Here is a 13054-nt window from a genome sequence, read left to right as displayed (position 1 = left end):
AATTCAATTTTTATTCCAGCACAACATGGAATTTAAATTTATCGCCCCGGGCAATACTAACTGTATATTCAATTATAGAATTAGTCTCATAAGTCAATCTTTCTAATAAAATAGCTGGAGAATTTTCTTTTACATCAAGCAGCATAGCTTCTTCACTATTAATACTAGTTGCCTGAAATGTTTCTTCTGCTTTAGCAAAGACAACATCAAATTTCTTCCTAAATATATCATACATGGCTGAATCACTTAGTTCTTTTTCTGTCAAGTTCTCAAATCTATATGCCGGTAAAAAAGTAGTTTCCAGCATCATTGGCTCATTATCGGCTAATCTAAGTCTTTTGATCTGGTATACCTTATCATCTTCTTGCAAATTTAATTTAGCTATGATTTTTTCAGCTGCTGCAACTAGTTTAAAATCAATAATTTTTGAAGTAGGCTTTTTATTAATCTTTTTCATTTCATCAGTAAAACTATAAAAATTAAGTAAGTCTTGTTCAAAAGCTTCTGGAGAAACAAAAACTCCTTTACCCTGCTTTTTATAAATCAAATTATTTTTTTCCAGTTCAACCATAGTTCTTCTTACAGTAGCCCTGCTAATATCATATTCTTCACAAAATTCTCTTTCAGAGGGAAGCTTATCATCTTCTTGATAGATTCCTTCTTTTATTTTTTTACTAATAATATCATACAGTTGATAATATAGCGGCAACCGTCTATCAGAACTAATAATATCCAATTAATTCACCTCTTATTATGTTATCATGATAAGTATATATAGATATTAACTCTTTTTTGCCAATTTGTCAAGCTAGTTAGCAAACTTTTAATAATTTTATTATTAATCAATAAAATTAAAATAAAAAAGCAGTTTCAAAATAATTGAAACTGCTTTTAAAAAACTAATTAAATTAGTTGTTAAACAGTAGTTGTATAAGAGCGATCATTATGACCAGCAGCTTTTAGACGTGCAACAGCGCGCTCATAAGATGCTTCTGCTCTAGCAAAATCAATGTTTTCACCAGAACTCTGTAATTTTTCTTCCGCTCGGTCACGGGCCGACTCTGCTCTTTCTATATCAATCTCTTCCGGCAGTTCAGCTGTTCTAACTACTAAATTAATTTGATCTGGTCTAACTTCCATAAAGCCCTCACTAATAGCTATCTGGATTTCTTCGCCATCTTTAACAACTCTCACTACACCAATCTTCATGGCAGTTACTAGAGGAGCATGTTTAGGCAAAATTCCAATCAAACCATCAACTGCAGGTCCTTCAATAAGATCAACTTGGTCACTATAAGCTAATTTTTGTGGTGTTACTACATCTAACTGGATTTTTGGTGCAGCAGCCATAGGCTACTCACCTTCTTCCATCTGTTTAGCTTTTTCTACTGCATCTTCAATAGTTCCTACCATATAAAATGCTTCTTCGGGCAAGTCATCATAACGACCTTCTAAAATACCTTTAAAGCCACGAATTGTATCATCTAACTCAACATATTTACCAGTGTTACCAGTAAACTGTTCTGCAACAAAAAATGGCTGCGATAAGAATCTCTCAATTCTTCTAGCTCTGTTTACTACTACTTTATCTTCTTCAGATAATTCATCCATACCCAAGATAGCAATTATATCCTGCAAGTCTTTATACTCTTGCAAAATTTCCTGGACTTCCCGGGCCACATTATAATGCTCATCTCCAATAACTCTAGGATCCAGAATATTAGAAGTTGAATCAAGTGGATCAACAGCTGGATAAATACCTTTTTCAGAAATATCCCTAGATAAAACTGTAGTAGCATCAAGGTGAGCAAAGGTAGTAGCTGGAGCAGGGTCAGTTAAGTCATCAGCTGGTACATAAACCGCTTGCACTGAAGTTATTGAACCTTTTTTAGTAGAAGTTATTCTTTCCTGTAATGAACCAACATCATAAGCAAGAGTTGGCTGATAACCTACCGCAGAAGGCATCCTACCAAGTAAAGCTGATACTTCAGAACCAGCCTGAATAAAACGAAATATATTATCAATAAATAGTAGTACATCCTGACCAGCTTCATCTCTAAAATATTCTGCCATAGTAAGTCCTGTTAAACCTACTCTCATTCTAGCTCCAGGTGGTTCATTCATCTGACCAAAAACCATCGCAACTTTATCTAAAATATTTGCTTCCTGGAATTCTAACCAGAGGTCATTTCCTTCTCTTGTTCTTTCACCAACACCAGAGAAAACGGAATAGCCACCATGCTCGGTTGCAATATTATTAATTAATTCCTGAATCAATACTGTTTTACCAACACCAGCACCACCAAACAAACCAACTTTACCACCTCTGGTATATGGTGCCAGTAAATCAATTACCTTAATTCCTGTTTCAAAAAGCTCAGTTGAAGGTTCTTGTTCTTCAAACTCTGGAGCAGATCGGTGAATTGGACGTCTTTCATCAGTCTCAACTGCTCCTCGATTATCAATTGCTTCCCCGAGTACATTAAATACTCTGCCTAGCACGGCTTCGCCAACTGGAGTACTGATTGGAGTCCCCTGGTCTACTGCTTCCATTCCACGAATCAAACCATCTGTAGAAGCCATTGCAACAGAACGAACACGATTATCACCAAGCTGTTGCATTACTTCACAGGTCAGGTCAATATCTCTTTCTTGATCTTCTATTTTAATAGCATTATAGATTTTCGGTAAATTTCCGTCCGGAAATTCAATATCAACTACCGGACCAATAACCTGAACTATTCTACCAATGTTCTGGTCACTCACACAAATTCCTCCTTTATAAAACTTTATTTAAGTGCTTCTGCTCCCCCAACAATTTCTGTAATTTCTGTAGTAATCTCTGCCTGACGAGCTCTGTTATATTGCAAAGTAAGTTTATTTATCATTTCATTTGCATTATCAGTAGCAGAATCCATTGCTGTCATCCTGGCACCAAATTCACTAGCTTTTGATTCCAGCAAAGCAGAGTAAATTACATTAATTAAATACTGAGGCAAAATATTGTCAAAAACTTCAGCTGGTGATGGTTCAAAAATATAATCAACAAAATGTCCATCTGCTTCTGCTTCATTTTCTGCCTGATCTGCTTTTAATTTTTCGGCTGAGGCAGCAAACTTTTCTACTGGCAGCAGCTGCATAGTTTTGACCTTTTGACTAATAGCAGAGTTGAAATGAGTATAAACAATTGAGACTTTATTGACATCTTCAGCTATAAAATGTTCAATAATTTCATCAGCAAGATCATTGGCAAAACCATAACCAGGGTAATCATCAAGCTGGATATATTCAGCCATAATATCAACCTGACGTCTACGAAAATAATCTCTCGCTTTTCTACCCAAAACAATCAATGATACTTCTCCGTCTGCTTTAATAATTTCTTCTACCCGATCATTTACCCTGTGATTATAAGCCCCACATAATCCTCTATCACCTGTCACAGCAATAACAAGATGACGGCCTGTTTCTCTTTCTGCCAGAAGTGGATGATTATTTTCTCTAGTTCTACTAAAAACTCCCTGCAGAACTTCTACAGTTTTATTAAAAAATGGTCTGGCATCTTCTGCCCTATCCTGGGCATTTTGCAGTTTCGCAGCAGCAACCATTTTCATGGCTCTAGTAATTTTCTGGGTGCTTTTTACACTCCCAATTCGCCGCTGAATATCACGCATATTCTGCATTATTAGTTCACCTCAGCTTCCTCTGCTTCGGTATCAGAATCTTCCATATCAACAATTGTATTTTTCTTAACCTGGAACATATCTTTAAATTCTTTAGCTGCCTGATTAATTTTTTCTTTTAACTCATCAGTTAGCTTGCCATTTTCTGTTATATCTTTTTTTATTTCTGCATAGTTGCTATCAATAAAGCCTAAGTATTCTGATTCAAATCTACCCAGATTATCAACTGGTAAATCATCAAGATATCCGTTAGTAACTGTATAAATAATTATTACCTGTTCAGCAACTGGCATTGGAGAATATTGTTTCTGTTTCAGGATTTCAACAATTCTTTCCCCACGATTAAGCTTTTGTTGAGTTGCTTTATCAAGATCAGAACCAAATTGAGAGAATGCTTCTAATTCACGATACTGGGAAAGATCAAGCCGCAATGTTCCAGCAACACTTTTCATCGCTTTAATTTGAGCATTACCACCAACACGGGAAACAGATATACCAACATTAACAGCAGGACGAACTCCAGAGAAAAACAATTCGCTTTCTAGATAAATCTGACCATCTGTAATAGAGATAACATTAGTTGGAATATAAGCAGAAACATCTCCTGCTTGTGTTTCAATAATTGGTAGAGCAGTTAAAGAACCCCCTCCAAGATCATCATTTAATTTGGCAGCTCTTTCAAGTAGGCGAGAATGAAGATAGAATACATCTCCTGGATAAGCTTCACGTCCAGGTGGTCTTCTCAAGAGTAGGGACATTGAACGATAGGCCACTGCATGTTTGGAAAGGTCATCATAAACAACTAAAACATCTTTATCTTCTTCATACATGAAATATTCGCCCATTGCACAACCAGCATAAGGTGCAATATATCTAATTGGAGCAGGCTCACTTGCTGTAGCAGATACTACAATTGTATAATCCATTGCGCCTTCTTCTCTTAATCGTTCAGTCAACTGAGCAACAGTAGAGTTTTTCTGGCCAATAGCAACATAAATACAAATTACATCATTATCTTTTTGATTAATAATTGTATCTACTCCAATTGCTGTTTTACCAGTTTGACGGTCTCCAATAATTAATTCACGTTGGCCTCTACCAATAGGAGTCATTGCATCAACAGCTTTTAAACCTGTTTGTAAAGGCTCTTCTACAGGTTGTCTCTGTACAACACCAGGAGCTTCTGATTCAATTGGTCTATATTTATCACTATCAATAGCACCTTTACCATCAATTGGCTGCCCAAGTGGGTTAACAACTCTCCCTAACAATGCTTCCCCAACCGGAACTTCAACTACTCTCCCGGTTCGTTTTACATCATCACCTTCTTCAATCAGGGTTTCATCTCCAAGTAAAACAACCCCGATATTATCTTCTTCAAGGTTTAAAACCATGCCAAAAACTTCATTAGGAAATTCTAATAACTCACCAGCCATAGCATCCTTAAGTCCATAAACATGAGCAATACCATCACCGATATCAAGCACGGTACCAACACCAGTTGACTCTAGCTTCTGGCCATAATTTTCTATTTCTTTTTTAATGATCGAACTAATTTCTTCTGGTCTTAGTTTCAAATTAATTCACCCCTAACTTACTTACTGGAATCGCTTTAAGCTGCTGCTGTAATGAATAAAGTCCATTACGCAGACTACCATCAATAATATAATCCTCAACCTTAAGTACAAGTCCACCAATAATTTCCTGATCAACTTTATTGGTTAGCTGAATATTATATTTAAGCAGTTGATCCAGTTTAGCTTTTAATTTATCAATCGTTTGTTCATCTAATTCTATAGCAGATGTTACTTCAACATGTAAAATATCTTCTTCTTGATCAACAAGATTATTGAATTCATCTATAATTGATTCTAAAAAATATTCTCTTCTTTTATCAATTAAAATATAAAGAAAATGCAAAATATCTGTTTCTAATTCATCAGAAAATATTTTTTCAATTATTCGCTTCTTGTCTTCGGGCATTATTCGCTGATGAAATAAAACCTGATTCAAATCTTCATTTTCCACTACCAGCTGCCAAAATTCAAGCAAGCTATCCCGCAAAACAGGCAGGTTATCTTTTTCTTTACCAAGATCAAAAAGAGCCCGACTATATTTTGAAGCTACTTCATTTCTCATTGCAGCTCACCTAGCTTTTCTTTATCCAGACCATCGATAAATTGATTAATCATCACCTGATGTTTTTCTTTATCTAATTGCTCCTGGATTAGTTTATTTGTAGCTAGAATTGTATAGTCAGCAATGCTGTCCCGAAGTTCAGATACTGCTTCCTTCTTAGCCTGTTCAATTTCTGCTAATTTCTTTTCTTTTATATTTTCAGCTTTTGTTTCAGCCTCACTAATTATATCTTTAGCTTTCTTATTAGCTCTTGTTTCAGCATTATCAACAATCTTTTGTGCTTCATTACGGGCATTTCTTAATTTCTGCTCGTACTCTGCTTTTAACTCTTCGACTTTTTCTTTTTCTGCTTCAGCAGCATCAAGATCACCATTGATCTGAGCAGCTCTCTGCTCCAGCATATTTTTTACTGGTGAATAAAGAAACTTCTTTAAGAGAAAAAGCAATACAAAAAAGTTTATTAATTGCCATATCATTGTAGTATTAATATTAACCAAGAGTACATTCACCTCCTGAAATATAATGACCTATCTTTAGTAGTATAAAAACAGGAAAATATAGTAAGATTAAGTCAGGAGATTAAGTCTCCCGACTTAATTTTCCACCGCTTACTATATAGTAAAAATTAAAACAATCGCAATAACCAGAGAATAGATACCTGTTGACTCAGCAACAGCCTGACCTAAAAGCATAGTAGTAATAATATTACCTCTTGCTTCCGGATCTCTAGCTACAGATTCAACAGCTTTACCAGCTGCATAACCCTGACCAACACCAGGACCAATACCTGCTATCATTGCGAAACCTGCTCCTAAAAGTGCTGCTGCCCTAATAATTGTGTCAATAACTTCTGGTGAAAATTGAACCATTTTAAATTCCTCCTCTCGATATTAAAAAACAAATAACTAACTAAAAATTAAATTATTTATACTGATCAAGTTTATTTTGAAAACTATCTTTAACTAGATCAGCAACTGTCCACAGTAAGACTACAAATTTTATCATAAATAATCCTACTGTTGCAGCAAGAAAGTTTAAATTATCATTTCTAGCTGCGGTAAATAATACAAAAAAGTAAAGGGCATATTCCAAAAAATATCTATTTCTGATAAATTTTTCTGCTGATTCTTCTTGCATACTCAATGCCCTAACTATATTATTATATTTTAACCTTAAAAGAAGAGTAGCGATTACAAGCCCAAAAATAAAGCCAAATAAGACCTTAAATTCTCCTGCCAGTAGCGAAGAAATGATAGGCAGCAATGAAAACAAATAAACTTTTTTTAAAATTTCTTTTTGTACTTTTACAGGATCATTAATATCTTTCATTAAAATCTCCTTTGGTTAACAACAGTCATTATTCAATACTTTTTTACTTTTTGTCTAAACTTCTTTCAAGAATTAAAGCAAAATAGTTAAACTAATTATTTAAGTCTAAGTTCCAAAAATCAAAACAATTGCTATTACCAGTGAATAAATACCTGTAGAGCCAGAAATAACCTGGCCTAATAACATTGTAGTAATAATGGGTCCTCTTGCCTGGGGCTGTCTTCTAACAGCAGATGTTGCTTTTCCAGCAGCAAAACCCATTCCTATTCCTGGACCAACACCAGCAATTAAAGCAGTTCCTGCAGCAATATAAGAGGCTGTTTTAATAACTGTATTAGCTACTTCAGGCGAAAATTCTAACATAAAAAGGCCTCCTTTCTCAACAACTATGATTTAGCAACAGAAATATAGGCGATTGCAATCATACCAAAAATAAGAGCCTGGATTAAGCCAACAAAAAATCCAAACCAGGCGTGCAGTGGAACTGGAATTAAAGCAGGGGCTGCCTGATAAACAAGAGTAATAATAATTCCACCACCAACAACATTTCCAAAAAGACGAAATGAATGTGAGATTGGTTTGGCAAGCTCTCCAATTACATTAATCGGTAATAAAAATATTACTGGTTCAGCAAAACTCTTAATATAACCCCAGACGCCATATTCTCGCATACCTTCATACTGAACAACAAGAAATACTGTTAAGGCTAAACCAAGGGTCGTATTTAAGTCACCTGTTGGACTCGCTAGACCAGGTATCAGACTAATTAAATTGCTAAAGCCTATATAGATAAAGATGGTAGCGATAAAAGGAAGAAATCTCCAGCCTTCATTAGGCAACATTGGCTCAATCTGACCATGAATTAATTCAACAATAAATTCTGCTACATTCTGTTTCCCATTTGGCCTAATACTCATTTTAGAAGTTAAGTATTTAGCTAAAATCAAGATAATAACTACAGTCAGCCAGCCAACCATCAGGGTATCAGTGATCGGAAGATAATCCTTACCAAATAAATAAAAAACTATCTGTGGACCTGGATTCAATTTGCTTCCTCCTTTCTGCAAATTATTTAGACTCAGAGAATTTGTAAAATATACAGTTTGCAGCTGTCTTACTTTAAACAGCTAAAACTGCCAAAATTTATTTTAGAAAACTTTTAATCATCAAAAGTTGAGATTAAAAGTTTATAAACTGAATAAAAACCTGCAAAAATACCAACGATTAAACCAAGCAGTTTGAAAAATAAACTAAAATTCAAAAAACTATCAATTAAATAGCCCAGCCCAAAACCAAGACCGGCTGAAATTATTATAATTAAACCTACCTCAGTTAAAAGCGAAAAAGCTCTTAAAATTTGCCGCCAATTTTCCTGTTTCATAATTATCTAACCTTTGTAATATTTTATTATAGAAAAGTAAAAGTTGCAAGCAAGTATGTGAATTAAACAACAAAGTTTTTAAAATCGCAATTATTTGCAGATACTGTTTATTTTATCTTTAAATATAAATTGATTCTGTTAAAAACAAACAATTTTTACGGAATAAAATAAATATCAAGACTGACTATCTTCTACAGAATAATTTTCTTTAGGCAACTTAACTGAAAAAATACCTAATCGCTTAGCACCATAAATAATAATTAAAATTACTGCTAAAAAGATAGTTAATGCCTTATTAAAATTAATACCATTAATTAAAAATGCTATTCCTCCCAGAACAGCACTAATTAAATAAACTGAAATAACAGCCTGTTTTTGATTTAAGCCAATCGCCAATAAACGGTGATGGATATGGCCGCGATCTGCCTGCCCAATTGGTCGATCATTGAATAAACGTCTTGCTATAGCAAAAGTAGTATCTAAAATAGGAATTGCTAAAGCCAGCATTGGTACAAAAATAGTAACTGCAGCTGCACTCTTTAAGGCACCTGTAATTGAAACAGCAGCAATAATATAACCAATAAACATTGCTCCAGTATCTCCCATAAATATCTGAGCAGGATTAAAATTATACTTTAAAAATCCAAGACAGCTGCCTGCCAGCATTATAGCCAGAAAAGAGGCTAAATATTGACCTTCTTGTAAAGCAACTGCAAATAAAGTCAGTACAGCTATAATTGAAACTCCTGCTGCAAGACCATCAAGACCATCAATTAAATTAATGGTATTAATAATACTTACTATCCAGAAAACAGTTAAAGGAATTGAATAAACTCCTAAATAAATAACTCCTCCAAGGGGGTTAGTTACATAATTAATTCTAACTCCAAAATAAATCAAGATTAAAGCGCCAATTATCTGTCCTGAAAACTTTATTGGCGCAGAGAGCTCAAATTTATCATCAATTATTCCCAGAATAAGCATATAAGTACTGCCAATTATAATACCTTTTACAGTTGAGTTAAGTGGCAAAAAGAATATTAACGGCAAAACAAAGGCAAGATAAATTGCTATTCCACCTGCAGTAGGGATAGCTTTAAGATTAATTTTTCTCTCCCCAGGATAATCCATTAGATTAAAACGAGGCGCATATTTAATTATAAGTGGTGTTATAATTAAAGAAAGAATTAAAGTTACAACAAATGCAGCTAGATAAAGCAACTTACTTACCTCCTTCTCAGTTATTATTTAGTTCCATAAAGTCTGTCACCAGCATCACCAAGGCCTGGCACAATATAGGCATGATCATTAAGTTTTTCGTCAAGAGCAGCTGTCCAAATATCAATATCAGGATGTGCTTCCTGAATCTTTTTAACTCCTTCTGGAGCAGCTATTAAAACCATTAATTTTATACTACGAGGATTTCTATCTTTAAGAAATTTAATTGCTTCCATTGCTGTATTACCAGTTGCCAGCATTGGATCAACAACCAGCAAATCTCTTTCTTCAATATCTGTAGGAAGTTTACAATAATACTCAACTGCTTCTAAAGTTTCTGGATCACGATAAAGCCCAATATGACCAACTCTAGCAGCTGGAATTAATTTCAAAACACCATCAAGCATTCCTAAACCAGCTCTTAAAATAGGAACAATCCCCATTTTTTTACCTGCTATCATTTTAAATTTATCTTTTGTAATAGGTGTTTCAATTTCAACTTCTTCTAAAGGCATATCTCTGGTTACTTCATAAGCCATTAAAGTTGCTACCTCATCAACTAACTCTCTAAATTCTTTTGGCCCAGTATTTTTATCTCTAATTATTGCTACCTTGTGTCTAATCAGCGGATGATCCATTACATGTAATTCGCTCAAGTTTTATTCTCCCTTCATTTTTTTAATAATTTATTATCAATAACTTAAGTTAAATAAAGCTTTATTATAATTATTCTACTTAAACAAGCTTAGTCCTCCTCTTTAGAGGGAAAAATCTTTTAACTTTTTTACCATTAATTTAAGTTCTGTCCTTATTTCTTCTCGAGTAGAACGATATTTTTCTTCTGACAAGCCAAACGGATCCTGAATATCTTTTTCTATTTGATGATCATCATTAGCAAATTCTTTTAATGTGAATATTTTATCAGCTAAATCAGGATGATTTAAAATTAGAGCACGGCTATGTTTACGGGTCATTGTTAATATTAAGTCTTCCTGACTTAATTCAATCTCATTAATATTGCGGGAACGATGTTCGCTTAAATCAATGCCAAGCTCTGCCATAACTGCGGCTGCTTTTTCATTAGCTTCAGAGCCACTAATAGCCGAAATTCCCGCTGAGCTAATTTCTAGTGACTGATTAGACGAGTCTGCTGTAATTTCCCTTAATAAATATTCAGCCATTGGACTACGACAGGTATTGCCTGTACAAACAAACAATAATTTTTTAATCATTTTCACCTCCCGGCTGAAAATCATTTGCAGCTGCTGCAGCTTTATAAATTCTATTCATTAAAGCCTCTGCTATTCCTGTTCCAGCTACCGACTCAATGTAAATTTCTTCAACTTTAGAATCTTGATCAAGTTTTCTTAACAGATCAAATAACTTATGAGCTAGTTCAGCTGGCTGTTGCCGATTAAAAACTTTTAACAGTTTGATTTCAATTTTATTAGTTAATTTTTTAAATTGAGAGCTAAGTTCAATTTTATTTTCCCGGGCAGTAATTAAAGCTATCCGATCAACCTGCTGAAGATTAATTCGGCTGGCTAATTCCTCACCAGTAAAATCAACTGGTAAGACATATAATTTTTTTTCAGGAGCATAATGACGATATTTCATCCCCGGTGCAATAGCAGCTTTATTCTTTGGCAATTTCCCAGGAGCAGCTATTTTCACTTCTTCTCCCAAAAAAGCAGCTAATTTTTCGCGACTTAATGCTCCAGGCCTCAGAACAACTGCTGTTTTCTTTCTTAAATCAACTACAGTTGATTCAAGTCCAAATTCACAACTTCCTCCATCTAAAATCAAAGGTATTTTACCGTGAAGATCAGCAAAAACATGCTCTGCTTTAGTTGGACTGGGATAACCAGAAGTATTAGCACTGGGAGCTGCTAGTGGAAAACCACTTTTCTCAATTACAGCCAGAAAAAGCGGATGAGAAGGCATTCTAATTGCTACAGTTTTTAATCCTGCTGAAGTTTGATCTGGAACTAACTGTTTTTTATTAAATATCAAAGTGAGTGGTCCTGGCCAAAACTCAGTCAGTAAATTTTCTAAATTATTATCAAGCTGATTAGAAACTAATTTTTCCAGAGCAGACTTTCTGGCAATATGAATAATAAGAGGATTGTCTTGCGGTCTTCCTTTAGCTGCAAAAATTTTTTTAACAGCCCTGGAATTGAGAGCATTAGCCGCTAAGCCATAAACTGTTTCAGTAGGTAGAGCAACTACTTCACCTTCTTTAATCAATTCAGCTGCTTTAATTACAGCTGGTTCTTGCTGCAGATCTTTAATTATTGCTAATCTATCCTTTGACTGCAGCTGGCTAAAATTTTTTATAACATTTCGACTAATGATTGGTTCTAAAACTTCTGTACTAAATTTTTCTGGAAACTCAAGTTTTTTCTTCATTCCAATTGATACTCCTTTTATTTAATCATCAAAAATCAAGGAACATAGACTGCCTTAATAATTCGATCATGTTCAGCATAATCTTTAATTACTTCTATTTGCTGCCAATCATCTGAAAAAAGAGCTTTAACTGACTCGGCTTGCTGATAACCAATTTCAAGAAAAATATGACCCCCATCAGCCAATACTTTCTCTGACTGTGGAATTAACTTGCGATAATAAGTAAGTCCATCTTTCCCTGCCAGCAGAGCTAACTCTGGTTCTTGCTTTACTTCAGCAGAAATTTCTTCCATTTCAGCAGCTGTAAGATAAGGAGGATTTGCAACAATAATATCTATTCCATTAATCTCTCTTTTAATAAATTCTGTTAATAAATCACTTTTCAGGATTTTGAGACGATCATTTAATTCAAATTTTTCACAATTTAGAGAAGCAGTTTGAAGTGCTATCTTGGAAACATCAACACCTACTACACGGGCTGATTCAAGATAATAAGCTAAACTAACTGCTATTGCTCCACTCCCAGTTCCAACATCAATTATTTGAGCCTCTGTAAGATCATCCTCTTTACAATAATTGAGAACTGTTTCAACCAGATTTTCTGTATCAGGACGAGGAATTAAAGTACCTTTTTTAATTATTAAATCAAGTGACATAAATTCTTTTTTGCCCAAAATATAAGCTACTGGAACATGCTGTGCCCGCTGTTTTATCATTTCACGATAGCTATTTATTTCTCCTGTTTTAAGTGGATAATCAAACTTAACATAAAGATTAATTCGCTCCATTTGCAGTAAATCAGCTAGCATAACTTCTGCATCAAGGCGTGGACTTACAATACCCTGTTTAGCTAAGAAATCAGTGCTTAGATTTAAAAGTTGCTTAATATTCACTT

At 34.4% G+C, this 13054-nt stretch carries 17 protein-coding genes; all 17 read right to left on the bottom strand.

The window, feature by feature from the left end:
- Positions 1 to 10 precede the first annotated feature (10 nt).
- The 17 genes from BMZ74_RS01890 to prmC all read right to left on the bottom strand — a co-directional run bounded on the left by BMZ74_RS01890 (position 11) and on the right by prmC (position 13052).
- On the bottom strand, positions 11 to 730 hold the full coding sequence (locus BMZ74_RS01890; protein ID WP_089859099.1) for a UTRA domain-containing protein: 720 nt from the start codon (positions 728 to 730) through the stop codon (positions 11 to 13).
- 185 nt (positions 731 to 915) lie between these two features.
- Positions 916 to 1350: a F0F1 ATP synthase subunit epsilon gene (locus BMZ74_RS01885; protein ID WP_089858791.1), complete on the bottom strand. Its 435-nt coding sequence runs from the start codon at positions 1348 to 1350 to the stop codon at positions 916 to 918.
- A gap of 3 nt (positions 1351 to 1353) precedes the next feature.
- Positions 1354 to 2766 carry a F0F1 ATP synthase subunit beta gene (gene atpD, locus BMZ74_RS01880; protein ID WP_089858788.1) on the bottom strand — a complete coding sequence of 471 codons (1413 nt, stop codon included), beginning with the start codon at positions 2764 to 2766 and terminating at the stop codon, positions 1354 to 1356.
- 23 nt (positions 2767 to 2789) lie between these two features.
- Positions 2790 to 3683 carry an ATP synthase F1 subunit gamma gene (atpG, locus tag BMZ74_RS01875; RefSeq protein WP_089858786.1) on the bottom strand — a complete coding sequence of 298 codons (894 nt, stop codon included), beginning with the start codon at positions 3681 to 3683 and terminating at the stop codon, positions 2790 to 2792.
- A gap of 2 nt (positions 3684 to 3685) precedes the next feature.
- Positions 3686 to 5260 (bottom strand): F0F1 ATP synthase subunit alpha, encoded by a 1575-nt coding sequence (gene atpA, locus BMZ74_RS01870; protein WP_089858783.1) that lies wholly within the window; start codon positions 5258 to 5260, stop codon positions 3686 to 3688.
- Between the two features lies 1 nt (position 5261).
- Positions 5262 to 5822 carry an ATP synthase F1 subunit delta gene (gene atpH, locus BMZ74_RS01865; RefSeq protein ID WP_089858781.1) on the bottom strand — a complete coding sequence of 187 codons (561 nt, stop codon included), beginning with the start codon at positions 5820 to 5822 and terminating at the stop codon, positions 5262 to 5264.
- A complete protein-coding gene (gene atpF / locus BMZ74_RS01860; RefSeq protein ID WP_245750784.1) occupies positions 5819 to 6298 on the bottom strand; it encodes a F0F1 ATP synthase subunit B in 480 nt (159 codons plus the stop codon). Before atpF ends, atpH begins: the two co-directional genes overlap by 4 nt.
- Before the next feature lie 135 nt (positions 6299 to 6433).
- Complete coding sequence (atpE, locus tag BMZ74_RS01855; RefSeq protein WP_089858776.1) at positions 6434 to 6691, bottom strand: ATP synthase F0 subunit C; 258 nt, start codon at positions 6689 to 6691, stop codon at positions 6434 to 6436.
- 52 nt (positions 6692 to 6743) lie between these two features.
- Entirely contained in the window at positions 6744 to 7151 is a 408-nt protein-coding gene (locus BMZ74_RS01850) for an ATP synthase subunit I (protein WP_089858773.1), read from the bottom strand.
- 105 nt (positions 7152 to 7256) lie between these two features.
- Positions 7257 to 7514, bottom strand: coding sequence for an ATP synthase F0 subunit C (gene atpE, locus BMZ74_RS01845; RefSeq protein ID WP_089858770.1), 258 nt, complete (start codon positions 7512 to 7514; stop codon positions 7257 to 7259).
- Positions 7515 to 7537: 23 nt separating this feature from the next.
- Complete coding sequence (gene atpB / locus BMZ74_RS01840; RefSeq protein ID WP_089858766.1) at positions 7538 to 8197, bottom strand: F0F1 ATP synthase subunit A; 660 nt, start codon at positions 8195 to 8197, stop codon at positions 7538 to 7540.
- A 113-nt stretch (positions 8198 to 8310) separates the two neighbouring features.
- The gene (locus BMZ74_RS01835; RefSeq protein ID WP_089858763.1) at positions 8311 to 8532 is read right to left on the bottom strand and encodes an AtpZ/AtpI family protein; all 222 of its coding nucleotides are present in this window, start codon (positions 8530 to 8532) and stop codon (positions 8311 to 8313) included.
- 174 nt (positions 8533 to 8706) lie between these two features.
- The gene (locus tag BMZ74_RS01830; protein WP_218142030.1) at positions 8707 to 9753 is read right to left on the bottom strand and encodes a glycosyltransferase family 4 protein; all 1047 of its coding nucleotides are present in this window, start codon (positions 9751 to 9753) and stop codon (positions 8707 to 8709) included.
- 23 nt (positions 9754 to 9776) lie between these two features.
- Positions 9777 to 10388: a uracil phosphoribosyltransferase gene (gene upp / locus BMZ74_RS01825; RefSeq protein ID WP_425432337.1), complete on the bottom strand. Its 612-nt coding sequence runs from the start codon at positions 10386 to 10388 to the stop codon at positions 9777 to 9779.
- Positions 10389 to 10508: 120 nt separating this feature from the next.
- On the bottom strand, positions 10509 to 10982 hold the full coding sequence (locus BMZ74_RS01820) for a low molecular weight protein arginine phosphatase (RefSeq protein ID WP_245750783.1): 474 nt from the start codon (positions 10980 to 10982) through the stop codon (positions 10509 to 10511).
- Positions 10975 to 12159, bottom strand: coding sequence for an L-threonylcarbamoyladenylate synthase (locus BMZ74_RS01815; RefSeq protein WP_089858755.1), 1185 nt, complete (start codon positions 12157 to 12159; stop codon positions 10975 to 10977). The genes BMZ74_RS01820 and BMZ74_RS01815 overlap by 8 nt, the downstream gene beginning before the upstream one ends.
- 35 nt (positions 12160 to 12194) lie before the next feature.
- Positions 12195 to 13052 carry a peptide chain release factor N(5)-glutamine methyltransferase gene (prmC, locus tag BMZ74_RS01810; RefSeq protein ID WP_089858752.1) on the bottom strand — a complete coding sequence of 286 codons (858 nt, stop codon included), beginning with the start codon at positions 13050 to 13052 and terminating at the stop codon, positions 12195 to 12197.
- Between the last annotated feature and the right edge of the window lie 2 nt (positions 13053 to 13054).

It is taken from the genome of Halanaerobium salsuginis, from assembly GCF_900114545.1.
Classification (GTDB): Bacteria; Bacillota; Halanaerobiia; order Halanaerobiales; family Halanaerobiaceae; genus Halanaerobium; species Halanaerobium salsuginis.
The sequence above is the reverse complement of the archived record's forward strand: the minus strand, read 5'-3'. Positions and strand labels throughout refer to the sequence as shown.